This is a genomic window from Coxiella-like endosymbiont (assembly GCF_002871095.1).
GTDB lineage: Bacteria > Pseudomonadota > Gammaproteobacteria > Coxiellales > Coxiellaceae > Coxiella.
Window position 1 is genome coordinate 1 of sequence record NZ_NSHJ01000011.1, and the last position, 20,647, is coordinate 20,647.

Below are 20,647 nucleotides of genomic sequence, written 5' to 3' on the forward strand. Positions count from 1 at the left end.
CAGTATATCATGATGCAGGCGGAGTTATGGATGATGAGCGAAGATAGAAAGAAGTAGATGAAAAGGATGTAATGAGTGTTAATTTAAAGATAACGGAACAAGAGAGAACTACAAAGAGAAGATCGTCGGCAGAGTCAGATGTGTATAAGATACATATAGATCTAGATTTTACTTAACAAAAAAGAAGGTGGCTTTAAATAGCAATAAAACCTATTTGATTGAGCAAGTTCTGTTAAAATTAAATTAAGTAATAAAGATCATAACCCTCAACTTGCTAAAAAACTTCTTAAAATTTTGCTGTAGAATAAATTGACCCAATGCATATTATGCTATACATGAAGCACTTAATAAAATTAAGTGAAAAGAAATAAAAAATTAGGTACATAAATTGCACGGTTCTTACTACTATAGTATAGTATTAGAATGCTTAATTTAAAAAATTTATTCTAACAACTGAAAGAACATTTAAAGTTAAAGAATTATAATTCTTTATAAATAACTTTGAATCAGTTAAATTCTAAAATTGATCAAGTGCTCTTTTTCTCTACCATTCAAGAAGAGACTTATGATAACAACTACTACTAAAAAAATGAATATTAATTCTGAAGAAGTCTTTAAATTTTCTAAAATGGCAGAGGAATGGTGGAATCCAAAAGGTCAGATAAAACTTCTGCATTTAATGAATGCTACACGAGTACAATATATTCAAGAGCATGCAGTTTTAAAGAATAAACAAGTTCTTGATGTAGGCTGTGGAGGAGGATTGTTAAGTGAAGCTTTAGCCAAACACGCTGCTCAAGTTACTGCCATTGATATGAGTGATGCTTTAATAAAAATTGCTAAGAAACATGCCCAACAAGAGCAATTAAACATCGATTACCGATGTGAAGACGTAGAAATTTTCGTAAACACCACCAAACGCTTTGATATTGTGATCTGCATGGAATTACTAGAACATATTCCTAATCCTGCGCAAATGCTACAAACCTGTGCACGGCTTACGAAACCTGGTGGTAAACTTTTCTGCTCAACCATTAATCGTACTCTTAAAGCTTATCTTTTTACCATTATCGGTGCAGAATATCTTTTAAATTGGTTACCTAAAGGCACTCACAAGTATGCTCAATTCATTCGTCCTTCGGAATTAATTCAATGGACAAAGAATGTTCAATTTCATTTAGTACACATGAGTGGACTCAATTACCATCCTTTTAGAAATAAATTTAATTTAAGCATGAATGTATCAGTTAATTATCTTGCCTGCTTTTCAAAAAATTATGATTAAAAACTCACTATCAGCTATTTTTTTTGATCTAGATGGAACTCTGTTAGATACAGCACCCGATTTGGCGGATGCTTTAAACCAATTGCTAATTAAATATGGTAAGCCCCCCCTTACTTTAGACATCATTCGTCCCACCGTAGCCCTAGGAACAACAGGTATTTTAAATAATGGTTTTCAGATCGATACTAGTCATTCTCGTTTTTCAGAGCTACGAAAAGAATTTTTAATGACTTATCATCATTGCATGATGAACAAAACTACTTACTTTAATGGGATGTCAGAAGTATTAGATTATTTAGACTATCATCACATTACGTGGGGTATTGTCACAAATAAACCCGGCTGGTTAGCAAAACCTTTACTAAATCATTTCCAGCTAGCTCATCGATACTGCTGTCTCGTATCAGGCGACCAATTAACAAAACGTAAACCCGATCCTGAACCTTTACTCTATGCTTGTAAAACTTCAAATGTTCTGCCCCAGCAAGCTTTATACGTTGGTGACGCTCAAGGAGATGTTCAAGCTGCTAAAGCAGCTGGTATGATGGTGATGGTTGCTCTCTATGGCTACCTTACTACAGATAGTCAACCTCTATCTTGGGAAGCAGATGCTTTAATTAATTCTCCACCTCAATTAATTGATTGGATTAAAAGGTTATAGTCGCTAATCAAATTAACTAAACCATCTTCTCTTACACTAAAGAAAGATGTGTTCTTATTGGATTACTGCTTGCATTGCTACGTTTAATTACATTTTCTTTAATTATGATACAAACCCGCATTTCTAAAATAATTTTATTTATTAAGTCCCAATTTCATCTTGCTCCTTAAATAAACAAGACTTCTAGTCAGTACTATTGTTCTACTGCAGATATTAAGTAATTCCCTTTTCAGGAGGTTAGTTAGCTAACTACATTAATTGAAAAGGTTGATTAATAATGAAGTTATTTAATTTTTATTATTAATATGGATTATTTCCCCCACCAAGTATAACTATTTTAGTTCATCTGGCTGGTCATTAGTTGTATTTTTATATCTATTTGGTATAGGAAATTTCTGTTAATATTGTGCTATTATATATTTCTGAAATTTCTCTACCTCATTCTCGAGAAAAGTTTTATTAGTTTTACTCAACTAATTAATTATTACAATCAGTATTTATTGTTTATCTTGTGGATTTATTACTTTTCTCCTCATTTTCCTGACTGTGCTTCATGTGCGTAGTCGTAATTATTACCGCTAAATTATTACTGATTGAAATGTTAAGACTTCCCTATAGAGCTCGTGGATATTATTCCGAGCTAGAAATGAAAAAGAAAAAAGTGCTATGGGTTTTAGAAAAAATATCTTCTTCAAAAAGACCTGAAGTAAAAAATAGAATAAATTAGAAACATTTTGAAAAAAAATTAAAAGGCAAGTGAGAAAGCTTTATTTCTAAAATAATTTTTTTCTATTTTAATTATTGGATTAGAGTATTTTATATTCTAAAAAATCATGGTATCAGGTATCAATAGTATATGGTTTAGTATACTCTGACCATATTTAAAATCATATAGTTTTTATTCTGTGGAAACTGTGATTCTCCCAATAATAGGCATTGGAGCAACGAATTTTATTTGTTCAGCATAATTTTAGTCTTCCTTGAATCGATAGGCTAAAAATCCCAAGGTGAGGTCTATTTTTCTTTATCGTATTATAGTGAAATTTTTATTAGCTTATTTCTTTGAAGTTTAGCTATGAAGCTCATGGGCTTCATAGCTTTTATAAGCACCCAAATTACTTCCCACTAAATCATTTTTAGAAAGTTATTGATCTATGGTAGCAGAGGATTTAGTATCAGTCTTTATACCCCATGCTTTAATCAATATTATCTATTAATTGTTGCTCTTTTTATATTTAGTATTATTGTTTTATTATGTATTTACAAATAAATACTCTAAACGAAAAGGAAGCGAATTAAAGCAAATTGAATATAATTTTTATTCAGACAAACCCATGCTAGATGGGAAAAAATTATATTTGCTTATATAAATAAACAAATTTCTTTAAAGCCACTAAAATAAATCAACCTTATAAAAATTAACTTGTTCCTTACCTCTGGTGGTCATATAGTCAGTATGAATTCAGTGTTTCGATCCCTGATTTGAAATGGAGTACGCTGCACACATTTATGTAATAGAAATTTTTTCTACTACTTCAATCAGTTTTACATGACTTTTAAACAATAAATTATTTTATTATGAGATGCTTTTCCTTGATCAGAGGAGATAATGGTATTTAATAAGGTGATACTGTTTTACAAACAAGCTATTTTAAGAAATTTTATTCTAAAGATATTTACCATAAAGCACATGTATATTTATAAACATTATAAATCGATGCAATGGTCATTCTAAATGGCAATAGAAATTCTGGAAGGCTTCAAAATTTTACCAGGAAATTATATAATAAGACTCAATAAAAATTAATTAATATTTTATGTGCACACAATTAATAATAATATTCAAGACATAGACACAGAGTATTCTTTTAAATTTAATAGAACCTTTAGTACAGCACTAAAGACTATTGAGAAAACTTGAGATAAACATATTTTAATTTGAAGAAAAATTTTTTAATTGAACTCGCAGGGCCTGTCTCACGCTTAAGTTGACTGCTCTTAATATCAAATAAGAGAGCGGTTCTAAAATTAATAAATTAACGAAAACTAAAAACTAAAAAGAAAAAATAAGAACTAAAAACAATTATAACATGTATTATGCTCGTTACTGAACCAGACACACTTAATCATAACTTTAAGCTCGCTAAACAAATGAAGAAAACACTAATATTCATGAGTTTGTATTTTAGGGCATACTCACACACAACACACTATAACCAATCTCTTACTCTCAGAGATTCCCTTATTTAGTTCTCTATAACTCTGAGACATTAAGAGAATGATATTTTATAAAATGGCGCATTAATTCCCCCCCTTGCCACTTTTCTATTCCTGAAAATAGAATGCGATCTTTTAGAAAGAAAAGTATTATATTTTAAATATAGATAAGATTATCTATAAAAAATAAACTTTACTTGAATAAAGTTACCTCAAACTCTTTTTAACAATTTCAGAAATATCTGGTGATAATCGTGGAGCTTCTGCAATCCGATTGAGTTCTGCTTTCATTAATCCTTGACGCTTTTCATCCATAATTTGCCAACGGGACAGTGGTTGTAATACCCGTGCAGCTACCTGTGGATTCATTGAATCAATTTTAAGTATCTGATCGGCAATTAAACGATAACCTTCTCCACTCTTATCGTGAAAACAAACAACATTCATACCAAAGGTTACTAATAATGCATACACATTATTGGGATTTTTGATATCAAAAGCAGGATGCTGAATTAATTTTTTCACAATTTGTATAGTTGATGGTAATTGGGAAGATGCTTGTAAAGCCATCCATTTATTAATTAATATAGGGTAATTCTTCCATTTTTGATAGAATTCATCTAATGCGCACTGTCGTTCTTCACATTCATGATTAATTAAGGCTACCAAAGCACCCATAATATCTGTCATATTATCGCTATTTTTAAACTGCTGGTAAGCTAATAAGTATTGATCTCCTCCATTTTCAGTTAAATACTCTAAACAACAATTTTTTAAAGCACGTTTACCAAGATTTTCTTCACTATATACGTAAACAGGTAGTTGATAATTTTTGTAGGTTATTGTTAAATCTAATATTAAGGCTGATGACAATTCTTTTTTTACAAATTGACGAATGGTGTGCAATACTTCGATGTCCATATTTTTCATAAACTGCATTAAATAAGCTTCCTTAGGCAAAAGGAGAAGGGCAGCATCGTATCCATGATCTTTATGTGGTCCTTGAATAATTTTTTGGAAGATTTCTATAAATCGATTGTCAAGTTTTAATAATTTTTGTTGTTGATAATCTGTAACTAAATTAAATATCAATCGCTTCGCAAACACTTGACCTGCTTCCCAGCGAGCAAAAGGATCACTGTCACATTGAAAAAGCCATAAGAGTTCTTCATCAGTATAGGGATAATTTAAGTGTACTGGAGCCGAAAAATTCCGTAGAAGGGACAGTACTGGTTTGTCTTTCACATTAATAAATCTAAATTGTTCCTCTACTTTTTGAATCTCTAAAATACGTGTTCCTTGAATAACTTCATCTTCTCCTTCTAATTGAGTTGGTATATCTTGGCATTTCGGACTTACAAAACCCAGTGCTAAGGGAATGTGCAAAGGTAATTTTTTAGATTCTCCTGGAGAGGAAGGACAGAATTGCTTCACTTTCAAGGTCAGGGTTTCTGTATTTTCATTATATTTACTCTCTAGATTGAGTACCGGCGTTCCAGTTTGATCATACCACCGTTTAAATTGATTGAAATTCTTGTGCGAAGCATCTACCATCGCTTGAATAAAATCTTCAGTAGTGACCGCTTTCCCATCATAACGCCAAAAATAAAGATCCATTGCTTTACGAAATACTGCAGACCCTAATAAAGTTCGTATCATACGGATAACTTCTGCACCCTTATTATAAACCGTACTTGTATAAAAATTATTAACTTCAATATACGAATCAGGACGAATAGGATGGGCCATTGGACCCGCATCCTCAGCAAACTGCACGTTACGTAAATAATTAACACTTTTGATACGAGCTACACTTTTTGAGGTTACATCCTCAATAAATAACTGATCCCTCAAAACAGTTAACCCCTCTTTTAAAGTAATTTGAAACCAATCACGGCAAGTTACACGATTGCCAGACCAATTATGGAAATATTCATGCCCAATCACATTTTTAATACGGATGTAATCTTCGTCAGTAGCCGTTTTTGAGTTAGCTAAAATATTTTTAGTATTAAAAATATTAAGCCCTTTATTTTCCATAGCTCCCATATTAAAATCACTTACTGCAACAATCATATAAACATCAAGATCGTATTCTCGGCCAAACTTTTCTTCATCCCATTTCATTGCTTGCTTTAAAGCTTGTAAAGCAAAAGACCCTTGATCTTTATAGCCTTTTTCTAAATAAAGACGTAATGCTACTTCTCTACCGGACTGAGTGACAAAACTATCTTCTAATAAATCGAAATTTCCTGCTACTAAGGCAAATAAATAAGAAGGCTTTTTATAAGGATCTTCCCAATGTACCAACTGTCGATTACCCTCTAATATTTTTGTTTTAATTAAATTTCCATTTTATAATATAAAAGGATATTTATCTTTATCAGCTGTAATTATCGTGGTATAACGCGCTAACACGTCTGGACGATCTAGAAAATAAGTGATTCGACGAAATCCATGCGGCTCACATTGAGTGCAAAAATTACCCCGCGATTTATAGAGGCCGCTTAACCGTGTATTTTTATGTGGTTGAATTATTACTTCCGACTCTAAAATAAATTCTTCCGGAACATCAGGAATGATTAAAGAAGAATCATTAATTGTATAATCACTAGATGATAATGACTGCCCATTAAGTGCTATTCGTTTTAATGTCATCGCTTCACCATTGAGTATTAATGGTGGCAGTGAAGTTTGTATGTTTAGATTACGTCGTACTCTTAAAAGAGTCTTGATATTAGTTTTTTCTTCATGAAGATCTACATACATATATACATTATCAATTAAGAATGCAGGAGAACTATAATATTTAAGATATATAGTTTGAGATTCTTTATTATTCATTATTAAACTCAAATTTTTAATAAAATTGTAATTTTACCTCTTACAAACATACTAGATCAATAGTTAAATATTTTTAAAATAAATATATATCACTAATCCATTGATTAAAAATAACTTACTAAAAGATTACTAAAATCTGCTTAACCTAACTACATTCTAACTACATTTTAGTGAGGTTTACCTCTTGAGGTTATAAATTTCAATGTTATAATAAAAAAAATTATGGCTTAATAAAAAATATTTTACCATTTTAGTTCTAATAAATAAATTTTAATAAATAAACAAATAACAGTAAGACCTTAAAAAATTGCAACTATGGAAGTTAATCTTTTAGTTCAAAAACCTGAAGTAAACTCAGTTACAACAACTAAATCGTTTGGGTTAAGTGTTCAAGAATCATTGCAAAATTATTTTGTGCAACTTGATGGCCAAGATCCTACTAATCTCTACAATATGGTTTTAGCTGAAATGGAAGCACCCCTACTAAAAGTAGTAATGCACTATACCAACGGTAATCAAAGTAAAGCAGCTAAAATTTTAGGAATTAGCCGAGGAACTTTACGTAAAAAACTTGCTATTTATCCAATAGATGATGCGCCCTCTCGTTAATCTCCCTAAGGGGAGTCAATTTAAAGATAGTAAATTACAGATTTTACAAATATAAATATATATAGAAAAATATATTAATTAGAGTCTTGTAGATACAAACAAAATTCATAATATTTTAAATTTGTACACTGCAGCTAATTAAACTTAAATATTAAAAAATTAATAACGAACAGTAGAATGACAAATCTTTTGAAAAAATATAAAATTTTAGTCATCGATCTCTCTGCCTGCACCTTCCGATACTAAACAGGATTTCTAACAATTTTAGACGACCGTATAAAACATTATATTTTAAAATTTAAGATAACCTTCTAAGAAGATTCTGAGAATCTTGTTCTTAAATAAGATAGTATTATTAAAGCGATTAGTTTACTCGTTGTATAAAAGTATCCCTTCTCTCTTCTCACAAGACCATATCTTTTTCAAACTGTACATACGCTTGAGAAAGTACAAAAAACAGATCTGTGTAGCACACACAGCGTTCTAAGATGCTTTTTCAATCAGGACAGCAAATATTTTTAATGTTTTTAGCTTGTAATGGGTCGACCCCTTACCAATATATATATTGATTGGTTTTAGATGAAATAAAGGCCTATGATATTTTAAGCTACATTATCTACACAACAGAGTAACGCCCCTTGTACTTGTAGCTCATAAAACTTTTGAAAATCCGCCCACATGACGATGTAAAGATTCTACCCTCTTATTTAGGCATAAAAAACTCCTTCTCCTTTTACCCCACCCCACTATTGCTCAGTATAATAACTTTTTAGAAAAAATGGATCTTCGCTACAGAGAAAACCTTCATCAAGCTACAGGACTGTATTGAAGCCTAGCAACTTACTAAAAAAAACTAATTTCCTTGAATTAATTACTTAATGGTGATGATGCTTTTTCACACTGTATTGGAAAAGCACAAATGATCCCAACATGCATTATTCTCAAACATACTGCTTTTACTCCGTATCAAGGTTGACCAAACAGCAAATCAATTATCAAAAGAGAGCCTATCAAAATGCTGATGCTAAGCTAGCCATCTTCTTTTTGCCTTTATTAGGATCATTTCTTTTAATTTAACACTAGACATTAAAACTGCAAAAAAAATTAGCAAAATAATTCTTCGAAATGAAGATACCTAGCGACTTTATGACCTCAATGCTGCTTTAAAGTATTGAAAACCAAACTAAATTTAAGATTGATACTAAAAGTAGTACTCTCCCAGCGTAAGAAAACAAGCTACTCTTTCCACTCAATGAATAGAAGTAGCTTGCTTGCTCCTCTATAAGCAAGCAAACAAAACTAGAATGGAGCCCCAAAAACCCACTATGCTGGTTAAGGGAAAGCACCAACCTTCAAAATAAGAAGTATAGAATTTATATTGCACCTAATGAATAATAAACTACGTAATAAAATCAAATGCGATAATCTGTGCAAAAAGTATAACACACTTTAAAAATTAGCAACGATTTAAAAATATAATCTACTTATCTTAGCCTTTGAGGATCACAAACATAATGACTTTTTTAAGTTAAAAAGTCAAAAAACGCAAAGTTCTATTGAGAATAGCAATAATAGATATTTTCAAGGTACCTATAAAAAAACCACTAGTTATTACAAAAACTAACCACTCTCACTTTATAATATATAAAACTAATTTAGTTTTCGATAAAACGCCCTGGTTTTATTCAAGGTTATTTTTTTTAAAATATTACATTACTACAAACATAATTGTAGCATCACATTCTACGCCAAGTAGGTACTTAAAATTAGTGTATTAGTTCGAGAACACCCTAGGGAGATTCTTTATCTATAATCTCAGGAAACAAAAATAGAAACTTCCGTTTTAGACTCATCGGCATACGTGTTATACCTCAAAAATAATCGAAATATTTTTGTACTTCTGCAGTCTCACAAAATAACCTTTCAGACACTCTAAACCAATACCTCGAATTGTAAACCTATAACTCGAATTATAAACCTATTCCTTTATATGGAATATAAAGAAAGATCTCCAACTAATAACGTAAAACCTTACACCCCTACCCCCCTCACATAATCCTTGAGGTGAAAAGTTATTTTGTACAGTAGTTTTATAACTAAAATCAAACACAAGATAAGAAAGACGAAAAGTAGGAAAACACATATTACTAAACTCGTAAAGTGAATGCATAGTATTTATAATACTCATCAATAATTTAATTTAATTTGAACTGCTTTAGTGGTGCCTGATTATAAGAATTTTATGTTTAATTATTTCCCTATTTTTAATAGATCCCATAACTAAGATCTTAATAAAAAATTTTAATTATTTTTTTTGGACCTGGTGGCATTGTAGAAATATTTTTTAATGATTGTTTGATACTGTTTATGGGTAAATCTGAGCCCCTTCATCCTTATTGGGCCTGAAAAATTAGATACTGAAAGAATTAGAATTTCTCAAGAGAGTTTCGACATAATAACCAAAGCTTTGATGACTCTATCACTTTCGGATTTCGATATTTAAGAAAAGTCCTCACAAAACTTATAAGAGTAATTACTAGGTTAACAAGCTCTTTAGGCATGCATAAGTGTTTTTATTTGATTCAATAAGCTTAAATAAACAATCATTAATCTAAAAACTTTCTAAGTAGCTATAAACTTTTAAACATAACACAACTTATTATCGTTTTACCGCTAATAAACCCTATTAACTCCTATTCACCAAGATTTCTATTTGCATTTCACTACTTATATAATCTCTATAATATATAATTAATATTATAACAATTTAAATATTTTATAAAAATTTTATTAAGTAATTATCTATTAATCGCTCGATTCTGTTACTTTTTATATGTCTTCGATACTTATAAAAATAACTTTACTATTCGAAAATATGGCGTTTTCTAATAACTACGAAAATACCTTTGAGATCACTTTAAGCTATTTCAATCGTGGACTTTGAGGATGACATAACAACTGAAAAGTTTTTTCTTGATAATTAGAATGCTATTTTCAAACCAAAACCCTGATAGGAGAAATTTTCACTACTAAAACTAAAAACCTGCTAGAAAACTACGATGATAAGACTACCCACAGAATTCACCTCTCCGAGAGAGGTCAGGTTTTCACCTTTAGTATTCGATATCTATCCTCTCTTTAATAGACTACTTCTTATGATTTGGAGTGATTACCCCTTATTACAAGAGATATAAAAGGTAATAAGAAACTGGGATTTCTCTCTAAAAAAACAAAAAAAGGGAAGAACCCTTGTCAAAAAACTCCAAAAGGTAACTTTTAAAGTTTACATAAAAGAGGAGATAACCAGTGATGTGTTTAGTTGTTTTGCTCAGACAAGGAAGAATACCAGCTATATACTAGATTTATATTAAATATTTTTAATGCAGGAAACGTTATCGCCATGGTGTAGAGAGTTCCCCTAGTATATCTTAAATTACAACACCACTCATAGAGCTGTATTCTTGTTTATCCCACTTCTCGTAGAGTTTAGATTTCAAAATATTTCATCTCTTCAGGAAACTAAAGGTAAGTTATATTGGTTATATTGCTTTACTAGTAGGAGACTTTCTGGTTAGTCGATTAAAGCCTATCGGACCATAAACAAACACCCCTACTCTTTAATAACTCTAAAAAAGCTTGATGTGCTACTTTTTCTTCCTCATCCGCCATTACAACTCGTAAAGGCTTCCCATCGAGATATAATCGTTGAATTTGAGGAGATTGCATAACTACAGCAGGATTTTTCTGTTCAAATAATTTAGTTTGACCACCAGTCATCAACAAATAGACTTGGACTAGAAGTTTAGCATCTAGTAACGCCCCATGATATTCGCGGTTAGAGTTATCAACATGATAACGTCGACATAGAGCATCTAAATTATTGTGCCGTCCAGGATGTTTTTGTCGAGCAATTATTAAGGTATCTAAAATTTGACAATAATCATGAATCATTTTAAAAGGCTTTCCGGTGAGCTTTAATTCATGATTTAAAAAACCTACATCGAATGGAGCATTATGAATAATTAATTGCGCTCCTTTTAAAAAAGCAATAAGTTCATCAACAATATCTTTAAATGAAGGCTTATCAGCCAAAAATATTTCCGTAATACCATGAATATTAACAGCGTCACCTGTGATAGAACAATTTGGATTAATGTAAAAATGCAGATATTCTCCTGTTAAACGCCTATTGACCATTTCTAAACCACCAATTTCAATGATACGGTGCCCTTCTTCTGGAATAAGACCGGTCGTTTCTATATCTAAGACAATTTGCCGCATAAAAATCCTACTTCATTTACAACAATAATTCATGAATACCACGTTTAGCTAAACGATCAACAATCTCATTTTCGGGATGACCACTATGCCCTTTTACCCATTTCCAATATACCATATGCCGTTTTATTTCTTTTTCTAAGGCTTCCCACAATGCTTTATTTTTAACTGGTTTTTTCTCACTAGTTTTCCATTGCTTCTTCTTCCATACAGGAAGCCACTCCGTTACTCCACGATGCAAATATTGAGAATCAGTCGTAATCATAACATAACAAAAGTGTTTTAGTGCTTTGAGCCCTTCAATAGCGGCAGTTAGCTCCATTTGATTGTTGGTAGTATTAGGAACGCCACCATAAAGTTGTCGCTCATGACTATTATAACGTAATAAAACCCCCCATCCCCCAGGGCCCGGATTACCGCGGCAAGCACCATCACAATAAAGGTATAAAATACTTTGTTCTTGTTTCATAATTTTAAAGATGGAGTTGGTTTAATAACACTCTGTGCAATTACCGATTTTTTTTTCCACAAAATTTTACGATACACTGGTGCATACACCTTTTTTTTAGCAACTACTAAATAAATACTACCTGCGGTAGGAAAACAAACCTTTCCAATCATTTCTTTAATGAATTGTAACCGCTGATTCAAACTATTTTCAGTTAGAAAACCATAACCAAAAGTTTTGCTAAAAGAAATGGAATATTGAAAATTAATTAACCAGTGCTTTACTTGTGCGCAAGCCCAAAATTTTCCATTCCAGGGAACCCCATGTTTAATAAAAAATAATTTTTTAAGTCCCCATAAGCTCCATGGATTAAAGCCAAAAATAAATAATCTACCTTCAGGTTTTAAGACTCTAAAAATTTCTTGAATTAATTTAACAGGATAATTAATAAATTCTAATACATGTACTAACACAAATACATCGACACTGTTTGACAATAAAGGCAATTCCTGCGAATCCATTTGTATGGATAATAAATTATTAGTTAAATCTGAAGTTAATTGAATATGATAGAGGATAGGACTTCCTGCTGAATGTGCCAAAGTTCTTTCTCCACCCATTTGAATTAAATATTTTCCACGAATCATTTCCAAGAATCGTGTCGCTTCTTTATTTTCCCAAGATAAAATTAAAGACCCGGGGGGATGTTGGTACCAATCCCACATGATTTCTAGTGATAACGAGTCCATATTCGCAAATTCCAAATTCATATTGTATACTTTAAAGTACTTAATTTTTTACTTAAGGAAAATCATCATTTTTAAAGTTTCACATTATTCTTACTATTCCTACTCTGTATTTCCACTTTTCATGATAACTACATCTAGAATATAGTGCATCTAAATCTAAAGAAATAAATAGTTATATTAATCAATCAAGGAGCATTAAAACCCATTCTTAAAATACTCAAACAATAAGATTCAAACAATAAGGTTTAATACTAACCACTATAACTAACTTACCATCATTGGAACTATACAAATAGTATTTCTAAGCTTTTCAGAGAAACATCCTTTACTTTGTTTGGACAGACCCACTGAAAATATAGACACTATTTCTATTTATTATTAATCTGTTAAGAAGAATAATCATCAAATGAATTGATTTTCAACTAATCTTACCTTTAACATTTTAGAGATTTTCGGATCTAATTCTTAAAAGCCACACATTGTGCTTATTCTCATGATCACTAAGGCTTTCCGGTAGTATTTGCTGGTGTCTCGGGACGGGTGTCTAGCACGTTACGGCTAATTTTTTTGAATGTTAGCTAAGTCAGCTTTAGTATTCTTTACATAAATGAGCATCTATTTTATTTCTGATCTTCCACTTTATTATGCTCATAAATATACTAAGAAAATAGCAAATTTACTTAAAATAGTTGATCCCGACAATTTTAGGCTTAAAGAAATGAATTACAAAAACACAATAAATCCTTAATCAAAATCTTCTGACACCTCCTCCAAATATCCAATTTGTACTCAATACTAATCCCTGACTCTGATGTTATGAACAAAAATCATTCAGCTAACTTTAAAAGAATATTATGAGCTACACTCTCGAACCTAATACTGAGTCACTATTTTTATTTACACCGATGGAAAGATAAGTTTTGATAAGAAATGAGTCAAAATTTTCAATTAGTTCTAAAACATTAGAAAAAATATTACTCAATACCTTCTGATTGTGGAGCTATGTATAGATAATATCACTGAATTTAAAAATAAATATCTAAAATTAATACTGCACTATTGGATCTAAGGTCTTTGTTAGCATTACTACTATCACATAATACAGGCTATTTTCCTTAGATTAGGTTAATGACGGCATATTAGCGATATTTTTTATTTAAGCAAGTTATAAATGGCAATCAACCCATATTTTGCCATTTATAGAAAATACATTCATAATTATTATCTTTAAAACTAAATCCATTGGTTTCTAGGTCGATAATGATATCTATAAATAAATTAACCTAAGATATACGACCTTATATTTAATACATATTTCAACAAATAAAAAATTGAGAATTCCAATAAAAATATATTGTTACTAATAATTGAAAGTTATTATAATCTCTTTTTGTATTATAAACATGGGACCCAGAGCTATAAGAGTTTACTAATTAATAGCATACATAAACCTCTATACAGATTTTACCTTACTGCTTAACAAGTGATACGACAAACAACTGGATGTCTTAGACAAATAAGACTCTACATTATTTTTAATATCTTTCAAATTTATTTCTATAGTTTTTTCATGATTATTTCTATAATTGGCTTTAAAGCTGTAAAAGATTATGATGCAGGAGAAGAAATCGTTTTAACAGCTATGCAGTATTAATAATCACTGTCCATCCCCCCCTTTTTTGGGAAAACCTACTAATTTTCAATTTTTACCGTTGTTTTATCGAACTCTCAAGAATATATACTAAAATTGTTGGCATTGGCCAATCAATGTTCTTAAAAATAATAAACACTATCATTCCCCAGACCTAATCTCTAAACAATTACCCTTACTTCACGATGGTAGTTTTTAAAAACACCAATGCATTTAAAATAATTAGTAAAACTTTCTTTTTCTTCTCTGAAATTAATAAGGCTATTAATTACATCTAAACATCTAAACTTTCACTAAACCACTACAATGGTGAACGACACCTATAATGTTCTGATTCCCTATTAACTAAAATCAAGGTGATGACTTAGAAAAGCATTTCCCCATGATGGGGAAACAATATTTACTGAACTTATTATTTACTATATCATAACATAGATCTTAGATTTATACAGCATTTTACCAAACCTTTAGCCACACAAGTGGTATTAAAATCTGTGAAATAAATCAATTCAAAGGAGATATAATTCGAATTATCAAAAATTTATTAATTTTTAAAGCTTACACTATTCCCTATTCCCTATTCCCTATGCCAATAATTCTGATATCTTCAAAGATAATAATCCTGAGTACTAAGCCTCGCAGTGTGTGTATGCTGGATAACGTAAACCTCATCACACCAATATTTATATTGCTTATTGTGAGCCATCTTACTCTTCAACACATCTTACTCTCCAACAAATTAAATTTTAAAAATACCATAACGAAACCTAAAGGAACATTAGTGCTGGAAGAAATATTTATCATTTAGAAAGCTAATGCTTACAAGGCCCGGTATCATATTCTTAAAATGAGGGCAATTGCTTTTCTAGTATTTTTCACCATTATAAAACTATTATAGCTAAACTACTCCACAGCAATCATATAATCGAGAGTACAATTCGTATTGAATAACATTTAGTGGTATAAGAGAAATTATTAACGAGGTTGCTTTATACAAAAACTTTTTGGGTTAAAAAAGGAAGTATTCTATGATCGCTCGAATTTTAGATGGGCGTACTTGTGCGGAACAGGTCAAAACCTATGTTAAAGAAGCTATCTTGGCGAGACAAAAGAAAGGCCTCCCCACACCTAGTCTGTCTGTTATTTTAGTTGGAGAAAATCCTGCATCTGCTGCTTATGTTCATCAAAAAAAATTAGCTTGTCAGGCAGTTGGTATCCGCTCAATTATTCATCGAATGCCTAACACTACGTTAGAAACTGAACTTATAACAAAAATTGATCAATGCAATGCCGATTTAAATATTCATGGTATTCTTCTCCAACTTCCTTTACCTACGCATCTTAATTCTTTCCATTTGCTCGAACGCATTCACCCAGATAAAGATGTCGATGGTTTTCATCCTTATAATCTTGGCCGTTTAGTACAGCGTCACCCTACGTTACGTCCTTGTACTCCTGCTGGAATTATGAGATTACTAAAAGAAACTAACGAGGATCTTACAAAAAAGCATGCTGTTGTGATTGGTGCTTCAAATATTGTAGGTCGTCCTATGGCTCTAGAATTGTTATTAGCCAAATGCACCGTAACCATATGTCATCGTTTTACTCGAGATTTAGCAAAATACGTTAAAACTGCGGACCTATTAATTGTTGCGATTGGAAAACCTGGGATTATCCAAAGTGAATCAATTAAACCTGGTGCTATTGTAATAGATGCTGGTTTTAGTCGATTAACTAAAAATAAAATTGTTGGTGACGTAGATTTTGAAACCGCTCAAGAAAAAGCTGCTTGGATAACCCCCGTTCCAGGAGGGGTTGGACCAATGACTGTTGCCACCCTTCTGGAAAATACCCTTCAAGCCGCGAAAAATATTAATTAATTCTAAAAGGTAATAAAACTTTTTAAGAAAAATATCATCTAAAACTTTGCTTTTTTATACAAAAAAGTTAATTCAAAAATAGCCTCTCTTTTAGAAGAAGAGCTCTGTTTGTCCTATTATTAGAAACGGCTACCTAATAAAATTAATTAATAGTCTATATATCTCTGTTAGATATTGGATATAATTAACACTTACACTGATTCCATTAATTTCTACCCGTGTTAGGTTTTATTTCAACTGTAAGAGTTGAACAGTCCTTTAAAAGAGTACTTACAGAGAGCTAGTTTTTATTTTATACAAAGAATACTAGTAGCACACATTAATAAAGATATTTTCATTCAAGAATTTTTTAAACTAATTTCTGTAATGTTACCATTTACCCTCTCTTTAAGGATTCGGGAACTAAAAACGAATCTCTAGGAACATTATTATTATATTTTAAAATTTATAAAGTGCTATCAATTTTTTTGAGTAAACAGAATTTTAATCATTCATTTTAAAAGCTGCTAACAGCATAACTAAAAATGAAATCTCATACGAAGTACCGGTATAGCATGTATAGCATGGAAGATTAACATTACATAAAACTCAAGCTGAACAACACAAATATTATCGTCTTAAAATTACTCGTGAACACTAAATCTATCAGATAAGGTTACGACGGTATAATTTAATTCTTTTTTAAGCTATTTAGCTCAGTAAAATCACTTGTATAGCATCAGCTACTCAAAGATTCTTAATCCACAGTATTAAGAATGATATCCCCAAGATATGAAAACCATTTATATCACAAAAAAGAAAAGGTCTAGGTAGACCTACTCTGTAAAAGTAGTCTTGGCTAAGCAATATAATTCAACAATAGTAATAGTAAATTTTATAGTTATTTTTATTTTACATTTTTATTGTCAAATACTCTCAGTTTATAACTCAACTTAGTTTTATCTTATTAAAAAGATATAGTAATAGTAAGATATATACATTTTTAAAATATAAATACTTAGTTTTAATAAAATTATTTAAGTCATAAAATATTTCATTCAAAATTAATTTCATCTTGTTTATGAAATACTATTGATGCATTTAATAATTATTTTATGAAGTTAATAATAATTCGTTTACCACTTTCACAAATTCAGCCGGATTTTTAAGTTGCTCTCCTTCTGCTATAAGTGCTTGATTAAGTAATAACTCGACCCAACAAGTTAATCGCTGTTTGTTTGACTCATTTTTTAGACGTAAAATCAAAGGATGAGTGGGATTAATCTCTAAAATAGGTTTTGTTTGAATAAACTTTTGACCTGTTTGCAACAATAAACGTTGTAAATGACCACTCATTTCATTTTCATCAAAAACTACACAACTCGGCGAATCAGTTAATCGATTGGTGAAACGCACTTCTTTTACTTTTTCACCTAAAGTGTCTTTTAATTGTTTAAGTAAATTATCTAATTCTTTTGTTGCTTTTTGGACCTCTTTTTTCTCCTCTTTTTCTAATTCACCTAGATCTAAAGCTCCTTTAGCTACTGATTGTAAAGATTTACCTTCAAATTCTACTAAATGTGCAACAAGCCATTCATCTACACGATCTTGCATTAACAAAACTTCTATTCCTTTTTTTTGAAAAACTTCAAGTAAAGGGCTATTTTTTGCAGCTAAATAAGTATCTGCAATAATATAATAAATTTTATTTTGACCTGGCTTTAATCGAGTAATGTAATCTTTCAACGAAACATTTTCTTCTTCATTGTTATTATGAGTCGAAGCAAAACGTAATAAATTAATAATCCGATCACGATTAGAAAAATCTTCTGCTGGACCTTCTTTTAAAACCTGACCAAATGCTTTCCAAAATTTTGCATACTTCTCTTTGTCATTAGTGAGTTCTTCTAAAAGACTTAAGACACGTTTGACGCAACCTACTTTAATTTTGTTGATAATCTCGTTAGATTGTAACAATTCTCGTGAAATATTTAATGGTAAATCATTTGAATCCACAATTCCTTTAACGAAGCGAAGATAAATAGGCATGAAATGTTCAGCATCATCCATTATAAAAACACGTTTGACGTATAATTTGAGTCCATTCTGACTTTCACGATTCCAAAGGTCAAATGGTGCTCGCGCTGGGATATATAATAGACTTGTATATTCTAATTTACCTTCGAGTCGATTATGAGCCCAAGCTAATGGATCTTCAAAATCATGAGTAATATGTTTATAAAACTCTTTATATTCTTCTTCTTTAATTTTATCTTTAGGTAATACCCATAAAGCATTTGCACGATTAACAACTTCTTCTTCGGCTTCTTGCTTATCTTGAACCCCATCCTCCTGAATAGTTATTTTTTTCATTATAATAGGACGTAAAATATGATCAGAATATTTAGTAATAATTGAACGCAAACGCATAGCGTCTAAAAACTTTTCTTTCTCTTTTTTAAGGTGTAAAATGACTTCAGTCCCATGCGAAGATTTATTAATATTTTTAATGGTATATTCACCTTCGCCATTTGATTCCCATTCAACACCTTGAGTTGATTTCATGCCTGCTCGTCGCGTACGCACTATGACACGATTAGCTACAATAAAAGCTGAATAGAAACCCACACCAAATTGACCAATTAACTGAGAGTGCTCAGCATTTTTTTCCGCTAATAATTTGCGAAATACACGTGTTCCAGATTTAGCAATAGTGCCTAAATTTTCAATCACTTCCTCTCGACTCATACCAATACCATTATCACGAATAATAATGGTACGACTATCTTTATCAATATCAACCCAAATTTTTAATTCAGTTTTACCTTCATATAAGGCTGTATCTGAAAGCGCTTGGTAATTTAATTTATCCTCTGCATCAGAGCTATTAGAAATTAATTCTCGTAAAAAGATTTCGTCGTTACTGTAAAGAGAATGCGTTACCAGCTGTAGTAACTGTTTAACTTCAGCTTCAAACAACAAAGTTTCTGTTTTAGATTGAAAAGACATTGCCTGACTCCTAGAAGGGTTTTACTTAAAACTTAACATATAAGGGCAAGACAACAAATTTCAAGATAAAAAAAGGGGCTATAAAAGCCCCTTCTGATACTATTCTTAATTACATTAAGAATTTGTAACCAATAGCAACGGTAAAGAGATGCGCAACAGGTGCCAGGAAACGAGTAGAAGAAACACTTTTTTGGCAACCCGGTACAAATGTATACTGAGCGTTCACAGACCAATTTGGCGTGAAATAGTATTGAAAGCCAGCAGAAAACAATGGATTCCAGTAGTTTGAATGACGACTATCAAAATTACTAAGGTTCGAGCTTATTAAAGCATGACTAGATCGATTATAGAGATAAGCAACACCTAACTTACCAAATACATAAGTATTTTGGTAAATAGGTGCCGTAGCCTTAAATGCTGCATAAGGATTGCCACATTTCATCATGAATGTTGTTGAATTAATAGTAAATTTTACTTTAGGGAAAGAAAACCAACTACCTTCAACAGCAAAATACTGGTTCAATTGATAACCTAAAGTACCACCCAAAGTAAATCCACCATTTCCTTGAAAAGAGGTTGAAAGAACGTCTAAATTGTTCAAAGTACCGATACCAGATAAAGCAGTCATTACATCACTTTTCCAAGGACGATAGACATAACCTATATTACCTTCAACATAAACACCTGTATAGCTTGGAGCAGGTACGTAATTAAGACCGCTAGCTACTGCAGCGGAAGTAACATTAATACTAGCAATACCAGCAGTAGCAAATGTTATTAATTTTTTTACCGACATTAAATTTCCCCTATTAATAATTAAGGTTTTTACCAAGAGCGAATCTATTCTAATAGTAACTTATCTTTCAATGCAACCTTTTTTAAATTCTTTTTTATTTTTAATAAAAAATTATTTTAAATCTTGATTTAAAAATAGTTTAAAAATTAAGAAACTAAATTTATTTAAATTGGTATTTTAGCGTAAGAATCAGCTATAATAAAATTTTAAAAATCACCTAAACCAACGAGTTCATTTGTGA

At 30.9% G+C, this 20,647-nt stretch carries 11 protein-coding genes; 4 read left to right on the forward strand and 7 right to left on the reverse strand.

Going from position 1 to position 20,647, the window contains the following annotated elements:
- Nucleotides 1–565 precede the first annotated feature (565 nt).
- Complete coding sequence (ubiG, locus tag CLERM_RS00075; protein WP_102156602.1) at nt 566–1,285, forward strand: bifunctional 2-polyprenyl-6-hydroxyphenol methylase/3-demethylubiquinol 3-O-methyltransferase UbiG; 720 nt, start codon at nt 566–568, stop codon at nt 1,283–1,285.
- The gene (gene gph, locus CLERM_RS00080; protein ID WP_102156609.1) at nt 1,278–1,946 is read left to right on the forward strand and encodes a phosphoglycolate phosphatase; all 669 of its coding nucleotides are present in this window, start codon (nt 1,278–1,280) and stop codon (nt 1,944–1,946) included. Before ubiG ends, gph begins: the two co-directional genes overlap by 8 nt.
- Nucleotides 1,947–4,370: 2,424 nt before the next feature.
- On the opposite strand, the gene pepN is transcribed toward gph, so the two are convergent.
- Complete coding sequence (gene pepN / locus CLERM_RS00085) at nt 4,371–6,506, reverse strand: aminopeptidase N (RefSeq protein ID WP_275094193.1); 2,136 nt, start codon at nt 6,504–6,506, stop codon at nt 4,371–4,373.
- 12 nt (nt 6,507–6,518) lie between these two features.
- Nucleotides 6,519–7,007: a hypothetical protein gene (locus CLERM_RS04010; RefSeq protein ID WP_241538076.1), complete on the reverse strand. Its 489-nt coding sequence runs from the start codon at nt 7,005–7,007 to the stop codon at nt 6,519–6,521.
- Nucleotides 7,008–7,322: 315 nt separating this feature from the next.
- Here CLERM_RS04010 and fis point away from each other — a divergent pair, with 315 nt between their 5' ends.
- Nucleotides 7,323–7,616 carry a DNA-binding transcriptional regulator Fis gene (gene fis / locus CLERM_RS00090; protein WP_102156603.1) on the forward strand — a complete coding sequence of 98 codons (294 nt, stop codon included), beginning with the start codon at nt 7,323–7,325 and terminating at the stop codon, nt 7,614–7,616.
- Nucleotides 7,617–11,195: 3,579 nt separating this feature from the next.
- Here the strand turns inward: fis and dnaQ are convergent.
- The 3 genes from dnaQ to CLERM_RS00105 are packed head-to-tail and all read right to left on the reverse strand — an operon-like array spanning nt 11,196 to nt 13,091.
- Entirely contained in the window at nt 11,196–11,897 is a 702-nt protein-coding gene (gene dnaQ / locus CLERM_RS00095; RefSeq protein ID WP_102156604.1) for a DNA polymerase III subunit epsilon, read from the reverse strand.
- 16 nt (nt 11,898–11,913) lie between these two features.
- A complete protein-coding gene (gene rnhA / locus CLERM_RS00100) occupies nt 11,914–12,366 on the reverse strand; it encodes a ribonuclease HI (protein ID WP_102156605.1) in 453 nt (150 codons plus the stop codon).
- Entirely contained in the window at nt 12,360–13,091 is a 732-nt protein-coding gene (locus CLERM_RS00105; protein WP_236905128.1) for a class I SAM-dependent methyltransferase, read from the reverse strand. The genes rnhA and CLERM_RS00105 overlap by 7 nt, the downstream gene beginning before the upstream one ends.
- A gap of 2,679 nt (nt 13,092–15,770) precedes the next feature.
- Between CLERM_RS00105 and folD the strand changes: the two genes are divergently transcribed.
- Nucleotides 15,771–16,622 (forward strand): bifunctional methylenetetrahydrofolate dehydrogenase/methenyltetrahydrofolate cyclohydrolase FolD, encoded by an 852-nt coding sequence (folD, locus tag CLERM_RS00110; RefSeq protein ID WP_102156606.1) that lies wholly within the window; start codon nt 15,771–15,773, stop codon nt 16,620–16,622.
- Nucleotides 16,623–17,714: 1,092 nt separating this feature from the next.
- Here folD and htpG read toward each other — a convergent pair.
- Complete coding sequence (htpG, locus tag CLERM_RS00115; protein ID WP_102156607.1) at nt 17,715–19,610, reverse strand: molecular chaperone HtpG; 1,896 nt, start codon at nt 19,608–19,610, stop codon at nt 17,715–17,717.
- A 109-nt stretch (nt 19,611–19,719) separates the two neighbouring features.
- Nucleotides 19,720–20,406 carry an outer membrane beta-barrel protein gene (locus tag CLERM_RS00120; RefSeq protein WP_102156608.1) on the reverse strand — a complete coding sequence of 229 codons (687 nt, stop codon included), beginning with the start codon at nt 20,404–20,406 and terminating at the stop codon, nt 19,720–19,722.
- Nucleotides 20,407–20,647: the final 241 nt, after the last annotated feature.

Excerpts from the sequence above, each read along its gene's own strand:
- ubiG (WP_102156602.1), top strand. The coding sequence starts at position 566 with ATGATAACAACTACTACTAAAAAAATGAATATTAATTCTGAAGAAGTC.
- gph (WP_102156609.1), top strand. The coding sequence starts at position 1,278 with ATGATTAAAAACTCACTATCAGCTATTTTTTTTGATCTAGATGGAACT.
- CLERM_RS04010 (WP_241538076.1), bottom strand. The coding sequence starts at position 7,007 with ATGAATAATAAAGAATCTCAAACTATATATCTTAAATATTATAGTTCT.
- fis (WP_102156603.1), top strand. The coding sequence starts at position 7,323 with ATGGAAGTTAATCTTTTAGTTCAAAAACCTGAAGTAAACTCAGTTACA.
- dnaQ (WP_102156604.1), bottom strand. The coding sequence starts at position 11,897 with ATGCGGCAAATTGTCTTAGATATAGAAACGACCGGTCTTATTCCAGAA.
- CLERM_RS00105 (WP_236905128.1), bottom strand. The coding sequence starts at position 13,091 with ATGGACTCGTTATCACTAGAAATCATGTGGGATTGGTACCAACATCCC.
- folD (WP_102156606.1), top strand. The coding sequence starts at position 15,771 with ATGATCGCTCGAATTTTAGATGGGCGTACTTGTGCGGAACAGGTCAAA.
- htpG (WP_102156607.1), bottom strand. The coding sequence starts at position 19,610 with ATGTCTTTTCAATCTAAAACAGAAACTTTGTTGTTTGAAGCTGAAGTT.
- CLERM_RS00120 (WP_102156608.1), bottom strand. The coding sequence starts at position 20,406 with ATGTCGGTAAAAAAATTAATAACATTTGCTACTGCTGGTATTGCTAGT.